This window comes from Micromonospora sp. NPDC049282 (assembly GCF_043197045.1).
Lineage (GTDB): Bacteria > Actinomycetota > Actinomycetes > Mycobacteriales > Micromonosporaceae > Micromonospora.
This window is the reverse complement of record NZ_JBICSL010000006.1, coordinates 213,060-233,168: the sequence shown is the minus strand read 5'-3', so window position 1 is coordinate 233,168 and position 20,109 is coordinate 213,060. Positions and strand designations below refer to the sequence as shown.

Sequence of the window (20,109 nt, the reverse complement as noted above, 5' to 3'; positions counted from 1 at the left end):
AGAATGTCCGCATGGCTTCCTGGTCCGAATTCGCCGCCGACGAGCCCCGCCTCGCCGCCGAGATCCGCCTTCTGATCCAGCAGTACGGGCCGGGCTTCGGCTACCTCGCCACGGTCCGCGCCGACGGGGGCCCCCGGGTGCACCCGGTCTCCCCGCTGATCACCGACGACGGGCTCTGGTGCTTCGTCATCGACTCACCGAAACGGCGCGACCTCGAACGCGACGGCCGCTTCGCGCTGCACTCCTTCCCGCCGGAGGAGAGCGACGACGAGGCATACGTGGCGGGCCGGGCTCGCCCGGTGGTCGATCCGGCCACGGTGGCCCGGCTGGCCGGGCTCGGCCGGGCGGTGCCACGGGGTGACTGGCGGCTGTTCGAGTTCACCGTCGACGTGGCGATGCTGACCCGGCGCGATCCGGTGGTCCGTTCCGGTGCCGGTCGGCCGCAGGTGCGGCTCTGGCTCGACCCGCGGGGCGCCACGCCGGCCCTTCGACGCGAACCGCTCGTTGCGGAGGGGCGGCGCGGCCGGCACGGCTTCGACACCCGCCGCCCGGCCGCCTGACCGGGCCGAGAGGCCGTCCGATGGCCGGGCCGCGAGGCCGCCGCCCGGCTGGTCGGACGAGGCCGCCCGCTTGGCCCGGCCCGGAAACGACAGGTGCCGGCCCTGTCCGAGGACAGGGCCGGCACCGTGCGTGGTGCGTCAGGTCAGGCCGCGCGGTAGGCGTTCCACGCGGTGAGCATGCGGCTCGCCTGGCCGGCGGTGAACTGGTACATGCAGGAGTCGTAGGTGTAGTCCATGAAGTTGGTGATCGGGTCCTTGCCGGTGGTGGAGCAGGTGTCCCGGCCGGTCGGGCACTGGTAGGCCGGGGACGCCTCGGCCGGGGTGTCGGAGACGCTGTCACCCGAGCCCGAGCAGCCGCCCTGGAAGGTGTGGTAGAGGTTCAGCCAGTGGCCGATCTCGTGGGTACCGGTGTCACCCTGGTTGTAGTTGGTCGCCGTGCCGCCGGGCAGCGACTCGTTGAGCACGACCACGCCGTCCATCTTGTCCAGCGTCTGCTTCGGGAACGTGGCCCAGCCGAGCAGGCCGTCGCTCAGCTCACCCAGGTACATGTTGAGCGTGTTCTTGCCGCCCGTGCGCAGCGAGGTCTTCATCGACCGCTCCGCCGAGGAGCCCTGCACGATCGGGTACCACGACGTGTTGGTCACGCGGTTGATCTTCGTGAGCTGGAACGAGAACGCGGTGGCCGCGCCGCCGGTCGAGCCCGCGTACGACTGGTTGAGCACGCTGATCTGCTGGTTGATCAGCGAGTCCGGGATGTTGCCGCCGGCCCGGGTGCTGCTCTTCTGAATGACGTGCACGACAACCGGGATGGTCACGGTCGCCAGCGGGGCGACGGCGCCGGTCCGGAAGCTGGCCCGGGCGCGTTGCGCGGCGGCGAGGTCGGCCTCGCGTTCGCGTACCTGCTTGGCGGTCAGCTCGTTCGGGTCGAGCTTGGCGTTGCCGCCCTTGGCGACGCGGGCGTCGGCGTGGGCGTCGGCCGGCTCGGCGCAGACGCCGGCCGGAGCGGCCGAGAAGGCCGAAGCAGCGGGGACGACGCCGACGGCCGCGGTGCTGAGCAGCAGCGCGAGAGTCGACGTCGCGACACCGGCGGTACGCCGGGTCAGCAGGTTGGGACGGAGTCCCATGGGCCCACCTCTTTCTTACGACGTGACCGGGGGTGTGTCACGCCGGGTCGGAAACGTGGAGCAGACGTTACATCCCATCGACGAATTTGAGAACGGCCATATGTTGCCGGCGGGCAAATTGCTTGATCGACCGGCCCGACCGCTCCGGCGGAGGTACCTGGGTGCACGGGCGTGGTGACCTCAGGTACAGTGGTGCCGCCCGCGGGTGTAGTTCAATGGCAGAACATCAGCTTCCCAAGCTGACAGTGCGGGTTCGATTCCCGTCACCCGCTCCAGCACGAAGGCCCTGCCCAGGATGAGAGTCCCGGCCAGGGCCTCGCTGCTACCCGCAGTGGGCACGGGTGAGATCGACCATGAGCTGACGGCTCAGCCGGTCAGTTCCCGCACCAGGGTCGTCCGGTCCTCGCTCCACAGCTCGATCGAGTAGCGCAGGCCGAATCCGGCGAGCACGGCCCCGAGTTCCTCCGTCCGGGACGGCTCGACGACACCGCTGAAGATGCGCGGCTCCATCAACTCGATGCACGCCCACTCGTGCTTGACCTCGTAGTCGGTCCACGAACTTGCGCGAGCGCGCCAGCCCGCCCGGACGAACATCTCGGCCAGTTCCCGTGCGGGCGGGGCATCGGTGAGGCTGCCGTATACGTTGTTGTCCAGGACGGCCAGGTGGTCGGCGAGACGCGGTCCGGGGGTACCGCCGGAAGTGATTTCCACGCCTGCCAGTCTCCCGCACATTCGCTACCGCCACCGGCCGCGAATCCGGTGGACGGTCGGGAGCCTGCCACCGCAGACTCTCGGGCATGGCGGAGCCCTGCGTCCTGGGTCGTGGCACCAGCCCTCGTTGGGTGGTCCATCCCCCGGTGGATCCGTATGGCGAGGGGTACGTCCTGACCGTCGCCACGGAGCTGCGCGACGAGGGGGTGACCGCTCCTCGAAACGGTGGCGGCCAGGACCGCCTCTAGAGTTCCGGCATGGCCTTCTTCGCCGTACACCGCAACGGCCGGCCGGCGACCGTCGACGACCTGGCGCCGCTCGCCTTCGCCGGGAACGCCCACTTCACCGCCATGCAGGTGCGCGGCGGCCGGGTACGCGGCCTCGACCTGCACCTGGCCCGCCTGCGGGAAGCCTCCCATGAGCTGTTCGGCGCCGCGCTGCCCGACGACCGGGTGCGCACCGCGCTGCGGGTCGCGATCAACGCCGGCCCACCGGACGTCACGCTGACCGCCACCATTTATTCGGGTGCGGACGAGGATGAACCGGACCTGCTGGTCCGGACCCGGGCCGCCGCGTCGCCGCCCGCCGGGCCGCTGGCGCTGGCGGCGTACGAGTACGAGCGGTTCCTCCCCGCGGTGAAGCACGTCGGCGAGCTGGCGAAGAGCCATCTCGCCCGGCAGGCGATCCGGGACGGCTTCGACGACGCGGCGTTCGTCGACCGGACGGGCCGGCTCACCGAGGCGACCATCTGGAACCTGGCGTTCTTCGACGGCGACTCCGTCGTCTGGCCGGAGGCGCCCATGTTGGCCGGCACCACGATGGGCGTCCTTCGGCGGCAGTTGACCCAGCTCGGTGTGTCGCAGCGCACTCACCCGATCACGCTCGATGATCTGCCCGACCACGCCGGGGCGGCAGTGATGAACTCGTGGACGCCCGGGGTGGGGGTGTCCCGGATCGGCTCCGCGACGTTGCCGGACGCGCCGGCGTTCCTGGCGACGCTGCATCGGGCCTACCGGGCGGAGCCGCCGGTGGAGATCTGAGCGGTGAGGTCGAGGATGTGCCGCACGCCGGGCTCGCCGTTCAGTTCCACCTCGCCGTCGGGCGCGAAACCGATACGCCTCAGCACCGCCAGCGACGCCGGGTTCGCCAGCGCGGCCGAGGCGACCAGCCGGCGCAGCCCGTACTCGTCGCGGGCCAGGTCGCAGACGCGTCGGACGCCGTGCTGGGCCAGGCCGCGTCCGGCGGCGTGCTCGGCGACCCGGTAGCCCAGTTCGGCGTTGCCGTCGACCACGTCGACCAGGTTGAACCGGCCGAGGACGGCACCGTCGTCTTCGGTCAGCACGTGGAAGTGGCAGATGCCGCGCTCCTGCTCGTCGAGCAGGGCCGCGTGCCGGGCCGCGAAACCGGCGAAGTATTCGTCGCCCCGATCGGGCACGAATCGGGCGAAGTATGCCCGGTTCTCCCGCTCGAACCGCAGTACCGCGGGGGCGTGTCCGGCGGTGAGTCGTTCGAGTTCCGGCATCGCGTCAGGCTAACGAATCGTAGGTGCGCAGCTCGACCGTGTTGCCGTCCGGGTCGCGTACGTAGATCGAGGTGCCGGTGCCTCGGGCGCCGAAGCGCGGCACCGGGCCGGTCAGCACCGTGAACCGCCCCGAACCGACCACCGATGGCCAGTCGACCGGCGCCACCACCAGGCAGAAGTGGTCCACGTTCGACCCGTCCGGTTCACCGCGCACCAGGTCGATGATGGTGCCGGCGTCGACGCGTACCGACGGGAACGGCACCTCGCCGGCGCGCCAGCGGTCGACCCGCACCGGGGCCAGGCCGAGCGTGCCGCAGTAGAAGTCGAGGGAGCGCTCGACGTCGCCCACCGTCAGCACCAGGTGGTCGAAACCGGTCACACGCATCGTCATCAGGTCCTCCTGACCAGGTTGGGAACACCGTCAACCCTGGTCGTAGGCGGCGGCCGGACCAAGCCGCGATCGCTTTACCATCGTTGACCGGGAGTCAACGACGGGAGCGCCGGGTGCTGGAGCGGTACGAGATCGAGGCGTTCCTGACCCTGGCCGAGGAGCTGCACTTCGGGCGCACCGCCGAGCGGCTGCGGGTGACCACCGGGCGGATCAGCCACGTGGTGCGCCGGCTGGAGCGGCGGATCGGCGCGCCGCTGTTCGAGCGGACCAGCAGGGTGGTCCGGCTCACCCCGATCGGCGAGCGCCTGGCCGGGGAGATGCGTCCGCTGGTGGCCGGCATCGAGGACGCGGTCCGGCGGGCCGTGGACGCCGGGCGCGGCCGCACCGGTGAGCTGCGGGTCGCGTACGTCGGGGAGTCGACCGCGCCGGCGCTGCTGCGGGCCGTGGCCCGGTTCACCGAGCGCCACCCGGACTGCGAGGTGCACGTCCACGAGGCGCCGCTGGCCACCACCCGGTCGAGCCTGGTCGACGGCACGATCGACGTGCTGATCGCTTCGTACCCGTTCGACGGGATGGCGAACGGCCCGGCGCTGCTGCACGAACGCCGGCTGCTCGCGGTGGCCGCGGGCCACCCGCTGGCCGGTGAGGAGTCGGTGTCGCTGGAGGTGCTCGGCGACCATCCGGTGATCCAGTACCCGGCGGTCACGTCGACTGCGTTCAAGCAGGACCGCACGCCGGAGCGGACACCGGCGGGCCGGCCGGTGCCGAAGGGGCCGGCCGGCGGCAGCTTCTCCGAGATGCTCGCGCTGGTCGCGCTCGGGCGCGGGGTGCTGCCGGTGGGCGAGCAGACCCGGCACTACCACGCCCGGCCCGACCTGGCCTACGTGCCGATCCACGACGCGCCGCCGATCCGTCGCGGTCCGGTGTGGCTGCCCGGCAACACCACCACCCGGGTACGCGAGTTCGTCCGCGCGGCGGTCGACGCCAACCCGTCCCCGGCGGCCTGACGGCGTCGTACCCGGCTGGCAGCATCGAGCGGATGCGGGACGAGATCCGGGCCCTGGTCGAGGCGTTGACCCCGGGCGACGAGCAGGAGGCGCGACACCGGCAGGAGGCGCTGGCCTGGCTGGCCGGCACGGAGGACATCTTCCGCCGGGTCAAGCCACGCACGCCCTCGCCGCACCTGGTCGCCTACTTCCTGATCCGCGACCCGTCCGACGGCGCGGTGCTGCTGGTCGACCACCGCAACGCCGGCATGTGGCTGCCCAGCGGTGGCCACGTCGAGCCGGGCGAGCATCCGGTGCTCACCGTCCGCCGCGAGCTGCGGGAGGAACTGGGCGTGCCGGCGGTCTTCGCGCCGCCGTACGGGGAGCGGCCGGCCTTCCTCACCGTCACCGAGACGGTCGGCCCGCCCGAGCAGCGGCACACCGACGTCAGCCTGTGGTATCTGCTGACCGCCGACCGCGAGCAGCGGTTCACCCCCGACCCGGTCGAGTTCCGGGGCGTCCGGTGGTGGACGCCGGCCGAGGTGACCGGGGCGCCGGCCGGCACCGTCGAGCCGCATCTCGGCCGGATGCTGGCCAAGCTCACCCCGGCTTGACCGTCAGCGGACGCGGTTCGCGGCGGGGCGCGAGCGCGATCGCCAACAGCGTCGCCGAGCAGGCCAGGCCGACCAGGAGGAACAGCGAGAGCGTCGGCTGGCCGAGCCATTCCCACAGCGGGTGCCAACTGGGATGTGGCTCGTCCAGGTGATGCCCGGCCAGGGAGGGGGCGGCGAGCAGGGCGGGCGCCCACCAGAGGACGAGAACGCCCCCGAGCAGCAGCGGCACGCCGCGCCGCCCTTGGGTGCGCCGGCTCACCCAGCCGAAGACCAGCCAGGCCAGGGCGCCGACGACCACCCCGGCGAGGACGGCGGCGGGAAGCACGGCCGGCGGCGTCGCCCGCTGCAACTCCACCTCGAGGTACGACCCGTAGGTGTCGGGGTCTTCGAAGGTGGCCCGCACGACGGTGTCGCCACGCCGGGCGACCAGCGTGGTCTCGACCGGCTCGTCCGTCCGCTCGCAACGGGCGGCGGCGCAGGTCTGGAGCACGGTCGAGGTCGGCCCGTACACCTGCCAGCCGTCGGCCTCCAGCCGTTGCACGGCCGTGGCCAGCGCGCGGTCCTGGTCCACCGGCATCGGGCCGGAGGTCAACCCGGAGGCGGAGCCCTCCTGGTATTCGCCACCGTCACCGAGCAGGATTCCGCGCCACTGGCTGAGCCGCAGCGGGTGGTTGTAGTAGACGAAGAGCGCGGGTGCGGTCGACACGTCGTCGCCGAGGCGGTGGCCGGGGAACGCCTCGGTGAAGACGGCGGTGAACTCGGCCCGGTCGGGCTGCGGCCGGGACGTCTCCCAGGCGAGCCGCGCGGCGAGCGAGGCGGTGAACAGTCCGCAGATCAGCGCGGTGAGTGCTGCCCAGACACCGACCGTTCTGCTGGCCGGGCGGCCGAGCCGGCAGCGGAGCCCGCCGCGGATCAGGTCGGCGGCCTCGCGGACGGTGGGCCGGGTTCGGCCCGGTGGTGCCGAGTCCAGCAACAGTCCGAGGATCTCCGAGCCGCGTTCCCGCCGGTAGGCGCGGGGATAGGCGAGGAGCAACCGTCGGTAACGGTGGTCGAGCGGCATGGTCTCCCCTACGGTCTGCGGCTGGGGGCGGGACGCGGTTCAGGCGGTGCGCGGGCGCAGGGCCCGCAGCCGGGTCTCGGCGACGGTGGCGAGCTGCCGAAGTCGGGCGGTCTCGGCCTTGAGGCCGTCGAGGCCGGCCGGGGTGAGGCGGTAGTAGCGACGCAGCCGGCCGTCCACCACCTCTTCACGGTCCGGTTCGACGAGACCCTGGGCGGTGAGTCGGTCCAGTGCGGTGTAGAGCGTGCCCGGCAGCAGGCTCACCCGCTCGGCGGAGAGCGCGGCGACCTCCTGGGTGATCCCGTAGCCGTGCCTCGGCCCGCCGGCGAGCGAGGTGAGGATCAGGAACGTCGGCTCCCGCATCTGGTTCATGCAGGCAACATATATAAGTCGTCGATGTATCGTCAATGGCTTGACCCGGCCCCTGCGGCAAGGCCGAGCGTGCTCCCTGCCGGCCACCGGGGCCGGCGCGAGGAGGAGGGCACCGTGCGGCTGCTGACCATCGGGGCGTTCGCCCGTGCGGCCCGCCTGACCGCCAAGGCGCTGCGGGTCTACGACGACTGCGGGCTCCTGCCGCCGACCGCCGTGGACCCGCACTCCGGCTACCGCTACTACGCGCCGGAGCAGCTCGACCGGGCGCGGCTGATCGCCGCGCTGCGCCGGGCCGGCATGCCGTTGGCGGAGATCCGGACCGTCTGCGGGCTGCCGCCGGACGCCGCCGCCGAGGCGCTCGACGCCTGGTGGCGGCGGGAAAGCGCGGACACCGCCGCCCGCGGTCGCACCGTCGCGCTCCTCGTCGACCAGCTCACCGAGAGGGGCACCACCATGTCCGGGAACACCACCTTCCGGTACGCGGCGCGCTGCGAGACCGGCGACGTCCGGGACTCCAACGAGGACACCGCGTACGCGAGCGACACGCTGCTCGCGGTCGCCGACGGCGTACGCGGTCCGGGTGGCGCCGCCGCCAGCGCCGCCGCGGTGGACGCGTTGCGGCCGCTGGAGCGGGTCGACGCGCCGGCCGCCGACCTGCTCGCCGCGCTGGCCGACGCGGTGGCCCACGCCGACCGGGCGGTACGCGCGCAGGCCACCGGCGACGACCGGCCGGCGAGCACGCTCACCGCGATCGTCGGGCGGGGCACCCGGCTCGCCCTGGTGCACGTCGGGGACACCCGGGCGTACCTGCTGCGCGGCGGCGAGTTGTCCCGCCTCACCCAGGACCACACGTACGTGCAGACCCTGGTCGACCAGGGGCGGCTCACGTTGGCCGAGGCCGGCGCGCACCCGCAGCGGGCGCTGCTGGCCCGGGCGCTGGGCGCGGGTGGCGAGGTGGAGGCGGACCTGGCGCTGCGTACGGCGCTGCCCGGCGACCGCTACCTGCTCTGCTCGGACGGCCTCTCGGCGGTGGTCGACCCCGGCGCGCTGCACGCCGCGCTGGCCGGGGCGGACGACCCGGAGACGGCCGTCGGGCGGCTGGTCGACGTGGCGTACGCGGCGGGCGCGCCGGACAACGTCGCCTGCGTGGTGGCCGACGTGACGGCGTGACGCCGGACCCGGGCCGGGGTGTCCGGCCCGGGTCGTACCCTGGCGATCATGCGAATTGGCATCGTGATCCTGCCGGACCAGCGCTGGTCGGAGGCGCGCCGGCGGTGGACTCAGGCGGACGAGTGGGGCTTCGACCACGCGTGGACCTACGACCACCTGGGCTGGCGTGACCTGGTCGACGGGCCCTGGTTCGACTCCTGGACGACGTTGACCGCGGCGGCGACGGTGACCTCCCGGGTCCGGCTCGGCACGCTTGTCGCCTCGCCGAACTTCCGCCACCCGGCGGCGTTCGCCCGGCAGGTGACCGCGCTTGACGACGTCTCCACCGGCCGGGTGTTGCTCGGGCTCGGCGCGGGTGGCATCGGCTTCGACTCGGCGGTGCTCGGCGGGGAGACGCTGCCGCCCCGGCAGCGGGTCGACCGGTTCGCCGAGTTCACCGAGCTGCTCGACCTGATCCTGCGCGAGGACGGCACGACCTGGCGTGGGAAGTGGTTCGCCGCGGTGGACGCCCGCAACAATCCCGGCTGCGTCCAGCAGCCCCGGGTGCCGTTCGTGATGGCCGCGAACGGACCCCGCTCGATGCGGCTGGTCACCCGGTTCGGGCAGGGCTGGGTCACCACCGGCCTCGGCGGCGACGACCTGGAGAGCTGGTGGGGCACCGTGGCGGAGCTGTCCGACCGGATGACCCGGACGCTGGAGCAGGCCGGCCGGGATCCGGCCACGCTGGACCGCTACCTCTCGCTCGACGCGGCCCCGGTCTTCTCGCTGACCAGCGCCGAGAAGTTCGCGGAGCAGGTCGCCCGGGCGGGCCGGCTGGGCTTCACCGACGTGGTGACGCACTGGCCGCGGGCCAGCAGTTGGTACGCCGGCGACGAGACGGTGCTCACCGAGGCGGCGGCGCTGCTGCCGGAGCTGCGCCAGGTGTAAGGAGGGGCACCCGCATCGCACCTCAGGTGCCGACGCTGCCCTCGGTGGAGAGCAGCCGGAACCGGAGGCAGACGATCCGGCTGTCGTCGGTGACCGGGGTGCCCTGCCGGGCCCAGTAGGCGCCGTGGCCGGCCCGCCACTCCTCGATCGACCGGTCCCCCTCGCCCTCGGCGCGGGCGAAGTCCCACGGCACGTCGGCGAAGCGCACCACCTCGACGCCGGTGATCTCGACGACGCCGACCAGCGCGTCGCGGTCGTCGACCAGGGCCAGCCGTTCGCCGACGTGCTCCAGTTCCTCGTTCTCCTCGGCGTACTCGCCGATCAGCCCGGCGGTGGCGGTCTTCACGCCGGCGAGCACGAGGTTGTTCAGGTCGGCGCGCAGCCCGCCGGGGGTGCCGAGAGCGAGCGCGCGCAGTCCACCGATGCGGGGCCACATGCGCACCGAGGCTACGGCACCCCACCGCTCAGATCAGGCGGCCGGCGTGGCCGGGCGCGGCCAGCACCCGCCGGTCGCCGGTCGTCGCGTACGCCTCCAGCGCCGCGTCGGCCAGCTTCACCACGTGTTCGTCGCCGTGCCGGGCCGCGCGCGCGAACACCTCGACCGGGTCGGCGGGCCCACCGACCGGCGCCGCGGCGGCCGGCGTGGGTGCGGCGTACACCGAGGTCACGGCCGCCGTCGCGGACCAGGCCGCGGCGACGCTCGGGGCTCGCAGCGCCGGATCCAGGGCCGGCAGGGTACGCAGCACGGCGGTCGGCGCGGTGACCGCGTGCACCAGCATGACCGGCTCGCCGTGCCCGAACCGTAGGTAGTCCAGCGCGGCCCGGTGCACCATCTCGGCGAGCGTGCGGGTGGCCTCGTCCGGGTCGGCCGGCGGTCGCAGCGCGGTCACCGCCCCGGACCATCCGGGTACGCGGGTCAGCCGGCCCAGCCGTTCCCGGATGCCGCCGGTCCGCTCGGCGATCCGGGGCACCCCGGCCAGCGCCGACGCGACGTCGGAACGGCCGGTGAGCGGGCCGGCGCCGGGCACCGGCTGCCAGCGGGCCGCCCAGTAGCCGAGCGCCTGACCCAGTTCGACGCGGCGGTCCGGAGTCTCCCCGTCGACACGCAGCACCCGCACCGCGTGCCCGACCCGGATCACGCCGTGGGTGGCGCCGGCCGCGATGCCGGGCAGCAGTCGGGGCCACCACTCGCCGAGCACCTCCCGCCACGGCCGTTCGCGCAGCTCGCGGTCGAAGTGGTGGAGCCAGTCGCCGGCCCGTTTCGGGTCACCGAGCGCGGCCCGCCAGTCGTCGATCGGCCGCAGCCCCCGGGGCAGCTCGTCCAGCCGGCGCAGGTAGCCGTCGAGCCAGCGGTGCACGCGTGCGCCCTGTCCGTGCCGGACCAGCGCCTCGGCCGCCATCGGCCCGTGGTTGGAGAGCCAGCCGGAGAACTCGGGGCCGGTGCGGTGCAGTCGTTGGTACGCCTCGTCCAGGATGTCGTCCATCCGGGGATCGTCCGGGTTCAAGCTTGCTTGAGGTCAAGCGGCCGGGAGTTGGTCGCCGGTGAGCAGGGCGCGCAGCCGTAGCCGCTCGGCGGCGGCGGGCGGGCAGGTCGACACCAGCGCGGCGGTGCCGACCGGCTCGGCGGCGGCATCCCGGACCAGCCGGTGCAGGGCGTCCAGTTGTGCGCCGGTGTCGACCCAGTCGTCCACCAGCAGCACCCGGTCGCCCGGGCCGAGGCGCCGGCCGTCCACGCCGACCCGGAGCCGCTGCCCACGGTGGTCCGGCGGGGTCTCGGCCCACCGCGTCGGCCCGATCCGTCGCCGTTCACCGCCGGCCTTGTACGCGGGCAGGAAACCCGCGCCGGCGGCCACCGCGACCAGCGGGCCGAGCAGCAGGCCGGTCACCTCGGGGGCGATCACCACGGTCGGCCGCGCGTCGGGGTGGAGACCGGCCAGCGCCGGACCGACCTCGGCGAGCACGTCGGGATCGCGCCACCAGCCGGAGAGGTCGCTGATCAGATGGCTGCTGGCCGGCCCGGGGTCGGCCCATCGGAACAGCTCGACCAGGCGACGGTTCAGCACGCGTTCCATCCTGCACACGTTCCACCGTTCGGACCAGCGGGGATGGCTTGATCGGCTACACGTACCAGGGTAAATGCGGGCATACCACCATGATCACGTTGACTTCGGAAGTGCTTCTCTCGTTACGGTCCGAGCCGGTTTGTTCAGCTGACGAAAGGACCGGGCCGGTGGCTGCTAGGCACCTTCGTACCCGCACGTTGTTCTCCTCGCCCGCCGGCATCGCCGCCACCGCGGCGGTCGGCGTGGCGCTCGCGGTCGGCGGCGCCGTCGGCGCGGTGCAGCTCACCTCCGCCGAGCCGCCGGCCGGGCCGGCCGCCGTCGAGGCGCTGCCCAGCACGCTCGCCCCCACCTCGGCCGCGCCGTCGCCGAGCGCGTCCGCCTCGCCGAGTGTCAGCCCGTCGGCGAAGGTCACCCCGAGCGCGAAGCCGAGCCGCACCCAGGCCGCGTCGCGTGGCAAGGCCCGGACCGCGGCGCCGAAGCCGACCGTCACGAAGAAGAAGTCCACCGCCGCGAAGGTCGTGGACAGCGGCTCCTGCGGCGCGTCCTTCTACGACGAGGGCCAGATGACCGCGAACGGCGAGACCTTCAACCCGGACGCGCTGACCGCCGCGCACAAGACGCTGCCGTTCAACACGAAGGTCCGGGTCACCAACCCGGCCAACGGCAAGTCCGTGGTGGTCCGGATCAACGACCGTGGTCCGTACATCGACGGCCGCTGCCTGGACCTGTCCCGCGCCGCGTTCGCGGCCATCGCCTCGACCGGTCTCGGCGAGGTGGACGTCCGCTACGAGGTGCTGGGCTGACCGGCCCGTCAGACAGAACTTCCGCGACGGACGGGCCAGGTTCATTCTCCGTCTCACATCCATCAGGCATGCTGTCCGATGTACGCACTCGACCCTTCCAGCCGGGCCACGGCCCGCTGAGCCCCGGATCCCGCGCCGGCCTCGGCGCGGCCCTCGCGCTGCTCGCGATCGTCTCGGCTCTGGAGGCGGGCGACGGTCGGAAGGCGCACTACCTCGCGCTGATGGCCGCCGCGCCGGTCCTGGCCGCCGCGCTGGCCTCCTGGCGGGTGGTGCTCGCGGTGGGGGCGCTGGCCACCGCGGCCGGCATCGCCTTCGCCGTCGTCGAGCGGGGCGCCTCGCTGGTGACCGCAGTCAACGTGGCCGCGATCGCGCTGGTCACCGCGATCGCCGCCGCCACGGCGGCGGTGCGGCAACGCCAGGCGGAACGGATCGCGGAGTTGTCCCGGCTCGCCTCGGTGGCCCAGCAGGCGGTGCTGCGTCCGCTCGGTCCGCAGGTCGGCACGCTGGCGGTGGCCGCCCGCTACATCTCCTCCACCGCGACCGCCGAGATCGGCGGCGACCTGTACGAGGTGATGGACACCCCGTACGGCGTCCGCATGATCATCGGCGACGTACGCGGGAAGGGTCTGGACGCGGTCCGGCTGGCCAGCATCGTGCTCGGCTCCTACCGGCACGTGGCGTACGAGCGGGCCGACCTGCGTGCCGTGGTGACCGACCTGGACCGGGCGGTGGCCCGCAACGTCGGCGACGAGGACTTCGTCACCGCCGCCCTGGTCGAGGAGCGCGGCGGCACGCTCACCATCGTCAACTGCGGGCACCCGTCGCCGCTGCTGCTGCGCCGGGGCCAGGTGATCCCCCTGGAGCCACCGGCGCCCGCGCCGCCGCTCGGCTTCATGCCGGTGGTCCGGCCGCGGGTGGAGCGGCTGGAGCCGGGCGACCGGCTGCTGCTGTTCACCGACGGGCTGGGCGAGGCCCGGCGGGACGGGGAGTTCTTCCCGACCGCCGACCGGGCCTGGCGCCTGCTCGGTCACGGCACCGTCGGCGACGGGCTCGCCTCGCTGGAGACCGCGCTGGTCGAGTGGGTGCACGGTCGCCTCGACGACGACATCGCCCTGGTTCTGATGGAGTACACCGGCCCGCGTAGCGCCGCCGCGGCACCGGTTCCGAGCTGGGAGGTCGGCGCCGCCGACGGATGAACCGGAACTGTGTAATCGCTGTCACTTCCGAGATCGGCTTGTCGTTGCCTACCGGTGAGTAATACAGTCTGGAGTTACTGATCGGTAACACCAGTCCGGAAGCGGGGCCAGCGAGCATGACCCACTACAAGAGCAACCTTCGGGACCTCGAGTTCAATCTGTTCGAGGTATTCGGGGCGGACCGGACGTTCGGCCAGGAGCCGTACACGGATCTGGACGTCGACACCGCCCGCAGCTTCCTCTCCGAGGTCGACCGCCTGGCCCGCGAGGACCTGGCCGCCAGCTACACGGACAGCGATCGCAACCCGCCGGTCTTCGACCCCGCGACGCACACCGCGCCGCTGCCGGCGTCGTTCAAGAAGTCGTACCAGGCGTTCATGGACTCCGAGTTCTGGCGGCTCGACCTGCCCGAGGCCCTCGGCGGCACGAACGCGCCGCGCACCCTCTGGTGGTCGCTGGCCGAGCTGGTGCTCGGCGCCAACGCCCCGGTCTGGATGTACGCCTCCGGCCCGTCCTTCGCGCATGTGCTGCACGTCGAGGGCAACGAGGAGCAGCGGAAGTGGGCCCGGCTGTTCATCGAGAAGCAGTGGGGCTCGACCATGGTGCTGACCGAGCCGGACGCCGGCTCGGACGTGGGCGCCGGCCGCACCCGGGCGATCCAGCAGCCGGACGGCTCGTGGCACATCGAGGGCGTCAAGCGCTTCATCACCTCGGGTGAGCACGACCTGACCGACAACATCGTCCACTACGTGCTGGCCCGTCCGGTCGGCGTGGACGGCGTCGGCGGCCCCGGCACCAAGGGCCTGTCGCTCTTCGTGGTGCCGAAGTTCCACTTCGACACCGAGACCGGCGAGCTGGGCGAGCGCAACGGCGTCTACGCCACGAACGTCGAGCACAAGATGGGCCTCAAGGTCTCCAACACCTGCGAGGTGACCTTCGGCGAGCACGGCGTACCGGCCAAGGGCTGGCTGCTGGGCGACAAGCACGACGGCATCCGCCAGATGTTCATGATCATCGAGTACGCCCGGATGATGGTCGGCACCAAGGCCATCGCCACGCTCTCCACCGGCTACCTGAACGCGCTGGAGTACGCCAAGAACCGGGTGCAGGGCGCCGACCTGGTCCAGCAGGCCGACAAGACCGCCCCGCGGGTGACCATCACCCACCACCCGGACGTGCGCCGTTCGCTGCTGATGCAGAAGTCGTACGCCGAGGGCCTGCGGGCGCTGGTCTGCTACACCGCCGGCTGGCAGGACAAGGTCTCGATCGCCGAGGCGGCCGGCGACGAGAAGGCCACCAGGCTGGCCAAGCGGGTCAACGACCTGCTCCTGCCGCTGGTCAAGGGCGTCGGCTCGGAGCGGGCGTACGAGCTGCTCGGCCACGAGTCGTTGCAGACGTACGGCGGCTCCGGCTTCCTGCAGGACTACCCGCTGGAGCAGTACGTCCGGGACGCCAAGATCGACACCCTCTACGAGGGCACCACCGCCATCCAGAGCCTGGACCTGATCTTCCGGAAGATCGTCCGGGACAACGGCAAGGCGTTGATGGCGGTCGCCGGCGAGATCCAGGAGCACATCACCTCCGAGGCCGGCAACGGCCAGCTCAAGGTGGAGCGACAGGCGCTCGGCAAGGCGCTCGCCGAGATCCAGAACATCCTCGGTGTGATGACCGGTTGGCTGGGCGAGGCCCAGGCCGGCGACGCCCGCGCGCTCTACAAGGTCGGCCTGAGCAGCCGCCGGTTCCTGCTGGCGATCGGCGACCTGGTGGTCGGTTGGCTGCTGCAGAAGCAGGCGGACGTGGCGCTGAAGGCGCTCGCCGGTGAGGTCTCCGCCACCGACAAGGCGTTCTACACCGGCAAGGTGGCCGCGGCCCGGTTCTTCGCCCGCGAGGTGCTGCCCCGCATCGGTGCGGACCGGCGGATCATCGAAGGTGCCGACCTGGAGATCATGGACCTCCCGGAGGAGGCGTTCTAAGCCTCTCCGGGCTCTTTCTCCCCTTCACCCCGACGGCCGGTGGGCGACAGCCCGCCGGCCGTCGTCGTTGGTGGCCCGGAGGTGGATAGGCGGGCCAGTGGGCGGGTAACCGTCGCGGACCACGACCGGAGTACGCCCAAGGGCCATCGCACGGGGGAGTGCAGCGCACATGGGCATTGGCAGCGCCATCTTTCTCATCGCGCTCGGCGCGATCATGACCTTCGCCATCCGGGCCAACGTCTGGTGGATCGACCTGCGCGCCGTCGGCTGGGTCTTCATCCTGGCCGGACTGGGCGTCCTGCTGACCACGCTGTGGTTCTGGCAGGACCGCCGCAAGCGGGCCCGCACGCTCATCGTGGAGGAGAACCGGCTCTCGCACCCGACCGCGATGATGCCGCCGCCGCCCGACCCGCCGCCGCCGACGGCCCCGCCGTCCTGACGCCCGTGCCCGTCGGGCGGCGTTCCCGTCGGGCGGCGTCCGCGTCGGGCGGCGTGCCCGTCGGGCGGCGTGCCCGTCGGGCGGCGTGCCCGCCGGGCGGCGTGCCCGTCGGGCGGCGTCCGCGTCGGGCGGGCGTTAAGAGGGGGCCCCGCCTCTACCGGAGGCGTTGAGAAGGGGCCCTTCCTTGCGCCTCAGCTGCGGGCGGTGTGGCGGGTGGCGAGCGGGGCGTGGGTGAGGGCGGGCCATGCGCTGACGGGGCGGTGCACCACGATGTCTGTGGTGCGCAGGCCGTCCGGATCCGCCCGCTCCGGGTCGAGCAGCGCCGAGAGCAGCGAGATGCCCGGGTTGTGCGCGATCAGCAGCACCGTGCCGGCCGCCGGGTCGACGGTCCGGACCAGCTCCAGCAGCTCGTCCGGGTGCGCCTCGTACGCGGTCGGCTCGTACCGCACGGCCGGGGTCGAGCCGGCCGGGCCACCCTCCGCCGGGGAGCCCGTCATGCCCATCGCCACGCCGTGCCAGGTCTGCCGGGTGCGCCGGGCCGGTGAGCAGAGCACCACGTCGGGCAGCAGCTCGTGCCGGGCCAGCCAGGCGCCCGCCGCCGCGGCGTCGGCGTGACCACGGACGGTCAGCGGTCGCTCCGCGTCCAGGGCCTCCCGGGGTTGTTCGGCCTTGGCATGTCGCAGCAGCACCAACGTCCGCTGCCCGTTCCTGCCGTCCGTCATGCGCCCAGCTTGCCTGATTGACGATCAGAGCGCCTGGGTATGTCGATGCGTGCCGCTACCTCATCCATGGCCGCGGCGGGCAGGAAACGCCAGCAGGACGCCAAGGAGGCGACGTCATGGGCATCGGTGCCAGCATCTTCCTCATCGCGGTGGGCGCGATCTTCGCGTTCGCCGTCGACGCCAACCTGGGATGGCTGAACCTCAACGTGGTGGGCTGGGTGCTCATGCTCGCCGGGCTCGCCGGCCTGCTCACCACGCTCTACTTCTGGAACAGCCGCCGCCGCGTGGTCGCCGCGCCGGTGCGCGAGCAGGTCGTCGCGGAGCCGGTGGTGCCGGTGCGGGGCGACCGGGTCGTGCGCGAGGAGTACCGCGAGGTGCGCCGCCCGGACTCGGGCTACCCGGCCTGACCCATCCCCCCGAGACCCGAGGGCCCCGCAACGGCGCGGGGCCCTCGCGCACGTCCGGGGCCGGGTCGCGTCCGCTTCGGGTCAGGCGAACAACGCGAAGTAGATCGCGATGTGGTGGCAGATCGCCGCGAGCAGCGTGCACGCGTGGAAGAACTCGTGGTGGCCGAAGACGGTGGGCCACGGGTTCGGCCGGCGGAGCGCGTAGAACACCGCGCCCATGCTGTAGATCGCGCCGCCCACGCTTAGCAACACCAACGCGGTGACGCCGCCGACGTGCAGGATCTCCGGCAGCATCGCCACCGCCACCCAGCCGAGCGCCAGGTAGAGCGGCGCGGAGACCCAGCGCGGCGCGTGCGGCCAGATCATCTTGACCGCTACGCCGGCCAGCGCGCCGCCCCAGACGAGGGCGAGCATGATCGTGGCGTGCCGGGTGTCCAGCAGCAGCGCGCAGAACGGCGTGTAGGTGCCGGCGATGAACACGAAGATCATCGAGTGGTCCATCCGGCGCATGATCTGGTAGCCGCGTTCGGACCAGACCCGCCGGTGGTAGAGCGCGCTGGTGCCGAAGAGCCCGCACACGGTGAAGCTGTAGATGACACAGCTCACCAGCGGCGCCCACCCGGGTCGGGTGGCGGCGACCGAGCACAGCACGATGCCGCAGACGAGCGCGGCGAAGAACGCGTACGCGTGGAGCCAGCCGCGCATGCGCGGCTTTCCGATGTCGACCGGCCGAAGCCGGAGCGGTGCGGAGGTGGTCACCTCATCAGGTTACGACACCGTAGGTTACTTGCAAGTAGTGTGGACCGTCACGTCCGGCGGCGCGAGGATGGCCGGATGCGGATCCGACCCGTCGGGGCGCACGCCCTGCTGCTCGACTGCGACGACCCCGACCAGGTCGAGGCGTGGCGCGCCGAGCTGTGGCGCCGCCGGGCGGCCGGCGACCTGGCCGCCGTCGACATCGTCCCCGCCGCAGTCACCGTGCTGCTCGACGGCGTACCCGACCCGGAGGCGACCGCCGCGCGCATCGCCGGCTGGCAGCCCCGCGACACCGCGTCCGAAGCCGGCCCCGCCGAGGTCCAGGTGCCCACCGTGTACGACGGGGCGGACCTGCCGACCGTCGCCGGCCACTGGGGCGTCGACGTGCCGGCCGTGATCGACCGGCTGCGGCGTACCGAGTTCCGGGTCGCGTTCTGCGGCTTCGCGCCCGGGTTCGCGTACCTCGCCGGGCTCCCGCCGGAGCTGGCCGTACCGCGGCTCGCCACCCCGCGTACCCGGGTGCCGGCCGGCTCGGTCGCGCTGGCCGGCCCGTACGCGGGCATCTACCCCGCCGCCTCGCCCGGCGGTTGGCTGCTGGTCGGACGGACGGAGATGCCCCTCTTCGACGTGCGTGCCGACCCGCCGGCCCGGCTCACCCCCGGCACCCGGGTCCGGCTGGTGGCGTCCTCATGATCGAGGTGCTGCGGGCCGGCGCGCTCACCACCGTGCAGGACCAGGGCCGGCCCGGCTGGGCCCACCTCGGCGTCCCCCGCTCCGGCGCGCTCGACCCGGCCGCGCTGCGCCTGGCCAACCGGCTCGTCGGCAACCCGGAGCACGCCGCCGGCCTGGAGATCACGGTCACCGGCTGTGTGCTGCGTCTCACCCGGGCGGTCACCGTCGCGCTCACCGGCGCCCCGGCCGACGTGCTGGTCGAGCACCCGCCGCGGGTGGGCTCGGCCGTCGGGTGGCGGCCCGGGGACGTGGGGCGGCCACTGTCGCTGCCCGCCGGGGCGGTGCTGCGGATCGGGCCGGCCCGCGTCGGGGTGCGGACCTGGCTGGCCGTCAGCGGGGGGATCGCGGTCGAGCCGGTGCTCGGCAGCCGGTCCACCGACACGCTCTCCGGGCTCGGGCCGCCGCCGCTGCGCGACGGGGACCGGCTGCCCCTGGGCGCCCCGACCGGCCCGCCGCCGCCGGTGGACCTCGCCGTCGCCCCGCCGCTGCCGACCGACCTGTGGCTGGCCGTCAGGCCCGGCCCCCGGCAGGACTGGTTCAACCCGGACGCGTTCGACCTGCTGCGCCGCGCCGCGTACACGGTCGCCCCGGCCAGCAACCGGGTCGGCGCGCGACTCGCCGGCGCCGCCCTGCCCCGCGCGGTGGTCGGCGAACTACCGAGCGAGGGCCTGGTGCTCGGCGCGGTGCAGGTGCCGCCGGACGGCCAACCGCTGGTCTTCCTGGCCGACCACCCCACCACCGGCGGCTACCCGGTCATCGGCGTGGTGGACGACGTGACCCCGCTCGCCCAGGCCCGCCCAGGGACTACGGTGAGGTTCCATGGACCTCAACGCTGACCTCGGCGAGGGATTCGGCAGCTGGCGACTCGGCGACGACGAGGCGCTGCTCGGGCTGATCAGCTCCGCCAACGTGGCCTGCGGCTTCCACGCCGGTGACGCGGCCACCATGCACCGGGTCTGCGCCGGCGCCGCCGAGCGCGGCGTCGCGGTCGGCGCCCAGGTCGGCTACCGGGACCTCGCGGGCTTCGGCCGCCGGCACATCGACTACGACTTCGCCGAGCTGCGCGACGAGACGATCTACCAGCTCGGGGCGCTGGACGCGTTCTGCCGGCTCTACCGCACCCGGGTGCGCTACCTGAAGCCGCACGGGGCGCTCTACCACGCGGCCGCGTGCGACGAGGCGCAGGCCGCCGCGCTGGTGGCGGCGGTCAGCGGCTACGACCACGAGCTGCCGGTGCTCTGCCAGCCCGGCACGGTGCTCGCCCAGCTCGCGACCGGCGCCGGCCTGCGGGTGGTCGCCGAGGGCTTCGCCGACCGCAACTACCTGCCCAACGGCACGCTGGTGCCCCGGGGCGCCGCGAACGCGCTGGTCACCGACCCCGACGAGGTCGCCGTCCGGGCGGTACGGATGGCCGTCGAGCGGACCGTGGTCGCGGTCGACGGCAGCGTTGTGCCCTGCGCGGTGGAGTCGATCTGCCTGCACGGGGACACCCCCGGCGCGGTGCGCTGTGCGGAGCTGGTGCGTGCGGCGCTTGTCGACGCGGGGGTCACGCTCACTCCGTTCGCGTGAAAGGCGGGGCCCCCT

Annotated in this window: 25 protein-coding genes and 1 tRNA gene; 15 read left to right on the top strand and 11 right to left on the bottom strand. The window is 73.3% G+C overall.

Annotated features, from left to right (window positions below):
* Window positions 1–11: 11 nt before the first annotated feature.
* Window positions 12–560 (top strand): pyridoxamine 5'-phosphate oxidase family protein, encoded by a 549-nt coding sequence (locus tag ACGFI2_RS13765; protein ID WP_393515605.1) that lies wholly within the window; start codon window positions 12–14, stop codon window positions 558–560.
* 143 nt (window positions 561–703) lie between these two features.
* Here the strand turns inward: ACGFI2_RS13765 and ACGFI2_RS13760 are convergent, their stop codons facing one another.
* Window positions 704–1,684 carry a zinc metalloprotease gene (locus ACGFI2_RS13760; RefSeq protein ID WP_393515602.1) on the bottom strand — a complete coding sequence of 327 codons (981 nt, stop codon included), beginning with the start codon at window positions 1,682–1,684 and terminating at the stop codon, window positions 704–706.
* 201 nt (window positions 1,685–1,885) lie between these two features.
* Here ACGFI2_RS13760 and ACGFI2_RS13755 point away from each other — a divergent pair.
* Window positions 1,886–1,959 (top strand) — tRNA-Gly (locus tag ACGFI2_RS13755).
* A gap of 91 nt (window positions 1,960–2,050) precedes the next feature.
* Here the strand turns inward: ACGFI2_RS13755 and ACGFI2_RS13750 are convergent.
* On the bottom strand, window positions 2,051–2,395 hold the full coding sequence (locus ACGFI2_RS13750; protein WP_393515599.1) for a hypothetical protein: 345 nt from the start codon (window positions 2,393–2,395) through the stop codon (window positions 2,051–2,053).
* A gap of 257 nt (window positions 2,396–2,652) precedes the next feature.
* Between ACGFI2_RS13750 and ACGFI2_RS13745 the strand changes: the two genes are divergently transcribed.
* Window positions 2,653–3,435 carry an aminotransferase class IV family protein gene (locus tag ACGFI2_RS13745; RefSeq protein WP_393515597.1) on the top strand — a complete coding sequence of 261 codons (783 nt, stop codon included), beginning with the start codon at window positions 2,653–2,655 and terminating at the stop codon, window positions 3,433–3,435.
* On the opposite strand, the gene ACGFI2_RS13740 is transcribed toward ACGFI2_RS13745, so the two are convergent.
* Window positions 3,405–3,917 (bottom strand): GNAT family N-acetyltransferase, encoded by a 513-nt coding sequence (locus ACGFI2_RS13740; RefSeq protein WP_393515594.1) that lies wholly within the window; start codon window positions 3,915–3,917, stop codon window positions 3,405–3,407. The two genes, ACGFI2_RS13745 and ACGFI2_RS13740, sit on opposite strands and share 31 nt — an antisense overlap.
* 4 nt (window positions 3,918–3,921) lie before the next feature.
* Window positions 3,922–4,308 carry a VOC family protein gene (locus ACGFI2_RS13735; RefSeq protein ID WP_393515591.1) on the bottom strand — a complete coding sequence of 129 codons (387 nt, stop codon included), beginning with the start codon at window positions 4,306–4,308 and terminating at the stop codon, window positions 3,922–3,924.
* A gap of 113 nt (window positions 4,309–4,421) precedes the next feature.
* Here ACGFI2_RS13735 and ACGFI2_RS13730 point away from each other — a divergent pair, with 113 nt between their 5' ends.
* Window positions 4,422–5,315 (top strand): LysR family transcriptional regulator, encoded by an 894-nt coding sequence (locus tag ACGFI2_RS13730; RefSeq protein WP_393515588.1) that lies wholly within the window; start codon window positions 4,422–4,424, stop codon window positions 5,313–5,315.
* A gap of 32 nt (window positions 5,316–5,347) precedes the next feature.
* Window positions 5,348–5,908, top strand: coding sequence for an NUDIX hydrolase (locus tag ACGFI2_RS13725; RefSeq protein ID WP_393515585.1), 561 nt, complete (start codon window positions 5,348–5,350; stop codon window positions 5,906–5,908).
* Here ACGFI2_RS13725 and ACGFI2_RS13720 read toward each other — a convergent pair.
* Complete coding sequence (locus ACGFI2_RS13720; protein ID WP_393515583.1) at window positions 5,895–6,968, bottom strand: hypothetical protein; 1,074 nt, start codon at window positions 6,966–6,968, stop codon at window positions 5,895–5,897. The genes ACGFI2_RS13725 and ACGFI2_RS13720 overlap by 14 nt on opposite strands.
* Before the next feature lie 39 nt (window positions 6,969–7,007).
* Window positions 7,008–7,328 (bottom strand): PadR family transcriptional regulator, encoded by a 321-nt coding sequence (locus ACGFI2_RS13715; protein WP_393515842.1) that lies wholly within the window; start codon window positions 7,326–7,328, stop codon window positions 7,008–7,010.
* Window positions 7,329–7,451: 123 nt separating this feature from the next.
* Here ACGFI2_RS13715 and ACGFI2_RS13710 point away from each other — a divergent pair, with 123 nt between their 5' ends.
* A complete protein-coding gene (locus ACGFI2_RS13710) occupies window positions 7,452–8,507 on the top strand; it encodes a MerR family transcriptional regulator (RefSeq protein ID WP_393515580.1) in 1,056 nt (351 codons plus the stop codon).
* 48 nt (window positions 8,508–8,555) lie between these two features.
* Complete coding sequence (locus tag ACGFI2_RS13705) at window positions 8,556–9,434, top strand: LLM class flavin-dependent oxidoreductase (protein WP_393515577.1); 879 nt, start codon at window positions 8,556–8,558, stop codon at window positions 9,432–9,434.
* A 22-nt stretch (window positions 9,435–9,456) separates the two neighbouring features.
* Here the strand turns inward: ACGFI2_RS13705 and ACGFI2_RS13700 are convergent, their stop codons facing one another.
* The 3 genes from ACGFI2_RS13700 to ACGFI2_RS13690 are packed head-to-tail and all read right to left on the bottom strand — an operon-like array spanning window position 9,457 to window position 11,506.
* Entirely contained in the window at window positions 9,457–9,870 is a 414-nt protein-coding gene (locus ACGFI2_RS13700) for an ASCH domain-containing protein (protein WP_393515574.1), read from the bottom strand.
* Between the two features lie 28 nt (window positions 9,871–9,898).
* Entirely contained in the window at window positions 9,899–10,918 is a 1,020-nt protein-coding gene (locus tag ACGFI2_RS13695) for a questin oxidase family protein (RefSeq protein ID WP_393515571.1), read from the bottom strand.
* Between the two features lie 33 nt (window positions 10,919–10,951).
* Window positions 10,952–11,506: a phosphoribosyltransferase gene (locus tag ACGFI2_RS13690; protein WP_393515568.1), complete on the bottom strand. Its 555-nt coding sequence runs from the start codon at window positions 11,504–11,506 to the stop codon at window positions 10,952–10,954.
* Window positions 11,507–11,664: 158 nt separating this feature from the next.
* Between ACGFI2_RS13690 and ACGFI2_RS13685 the strand changes: the two genes are divergently transcribed.
* The 4 genes from ACGFI2_RS13685 (at window position 11,665) to ACGFI2_RS13670 (ending at window position 15,908) form a co-directional block, all read left to right on the top strand.
* Window positions 11,665–12,300 (top strand): septal ring lytic transglycosylase RlpA family protein, encoded by a 636-nt coding sequence (locus tag ACGFI2_RS13685; RefSeq protein WP_393515565.1) that lies wholly within the window; start codon window positions 11,665–11,667, stop codon window positions 12,298–12,300.
* A 68-nt stretch (window positions 12,301–12,368) separates the two neighbouring features.
* Window positions 12,369–13,496 carry a PP2C family protein-serine/threonine phosphatase gene (locus tag ACGFI2_RS13680; RefSeq protein ID WP_393515563.1) on the top strand — a complete coding sequence of 376 codons (1,128 nt, stop codon included), beginning with the start codon at window positions 12,369–12,371 and terminating at the stop codon, window positions 13,494–13,496.
* A 116-nt stretch (window positions 13,497–13,612) separates the two neighbouring features.
* A complete protein-coding gene (locus ACGFI2_RS13675) occupies window positions 13,613–15,469 on the top strand; it encodes an acyl-CoA dehydrogenase (RefSeq protein WP_393515560.1) in 1,857 nt (618 codons plus the stop codon).
* A gap of 169 nt (window positions 15,470–15,638) precedes the next feature.
* Window positions 15,639–15,908 (top strand): DUF6458 family protein, encoded by a 270-nt coding sequence (locus tag ACGFI2_RS13670; protein WP_013283345.1) that lies wholly within the window; start codon window positions 15,639–15,641, stop codon window positions 15,906–15,908.
* A gap of 191 nt (window positions 15,909–16,099) precedes the next feature.
* Here the strand turns inward: ACGFI2_RS13670 and ACGFI2_RS13665 are convergent, their stop codons facing one another.
* Window positions 16,100–16,630 (bottom strand): SixA phosphatase family protein, encoded by a 531-nt coding sequence (locus tag ACGFI2_RS13665; protein WP_393515557.1) that lies wholly within the window; start codon window positions 16,628–16,630, stop codon window positions 16,100–16,102.
* A 116-nt stretch (window positions 16,631–16,746) separates the two neighbouring features.
* Here ACGFI2_RS13665 and ACGFI2_RS13660 point away from each other — a divergent pair, with 116 nt between their 5' ends.
* Window positions 16,747–17,037: a DUF6458 family protein gene (locus ACGFI2_RS13660; protein ID WP_393515554.1), complete on the top strand. Its 291-nt coding sequence runs from the start codon at window positions 16,747–16,749 to the stop codon at window positions 17,035–17,037.
* A gap of 81 nt (window positions 17,038–17,118) precedes the next feature.
* Here the strand turns inward: ACGFI2_RS13660 and ACGFI2_RS13655 are convergent, their stop codons facing one another.
* Window positions 17,119–17,796, bottom strand: a complete 678-nt coding sequence (locus ACGFI2_RS13655) for a hemolysin III family protein (RefSeq protein ID WP_393515551.1) — start codon at window positions 17,794–17,796, stop codon at window positions 17,119–17,121.
* A 75-nt stretch (window positions 17,797–17,871) separates the two neighbouring features.
* On the opposite strand from ACGFI2_RS13655, the gene ACGFI2_RS13650 reads away from it, so the two are divergent.
* Genes ACGFI2_RS13650 through ACGFI2_RS13640 form a run of 3 tightly spaced genes read left to right on the top strand, consistent with a single transcriptional unit; the run spans window position 17,872 to window position 20,094 of the window.
* Window positions 17,872–18,486, top strand: coding sequence for an allophanate hydrolase subunit 1 (locus ACGFI2_RS13650; protein WP_393515548.1), 615 nt, complete (start codon window positions 17,872–17,874; stop codon window positions 18,484–18,486).
* Window positions 18,483–19,361: a biotin-dependent carboxyltransferase family protein gene (locus tag ACGFI2_RS13645; protein ID WP_393515545.1), complete on the top strand. Its 879-nt coding sequence runs from the start codon at window positions 18,483–18,485 to the stop codon at window positions 19,359–19,361. The genes ACGFI2_RS13650 and ACGFI2_RS13645 overlap by 4 nt, the downstream gene beginning before the upstream one ends.
* On the top strand, window positions 19,345–20,094 hold the full coding sequence (locus tag ACGFI2_RS13640; RefSeq protein WP_393515542.1) for a LamB/YcsF family protein: 750 nt from the start codon (window positions 19,345–19,347) through the stop codon (window positions 20,092–20,094). The genes ACGFI2_RS13645 and ACGFI2_RS13640 overlap by 17 nt, the downstream gene beginning before the upstream one ends.
* Window positions 20,095–20,109: the final 15 nt, after the last annotated feature.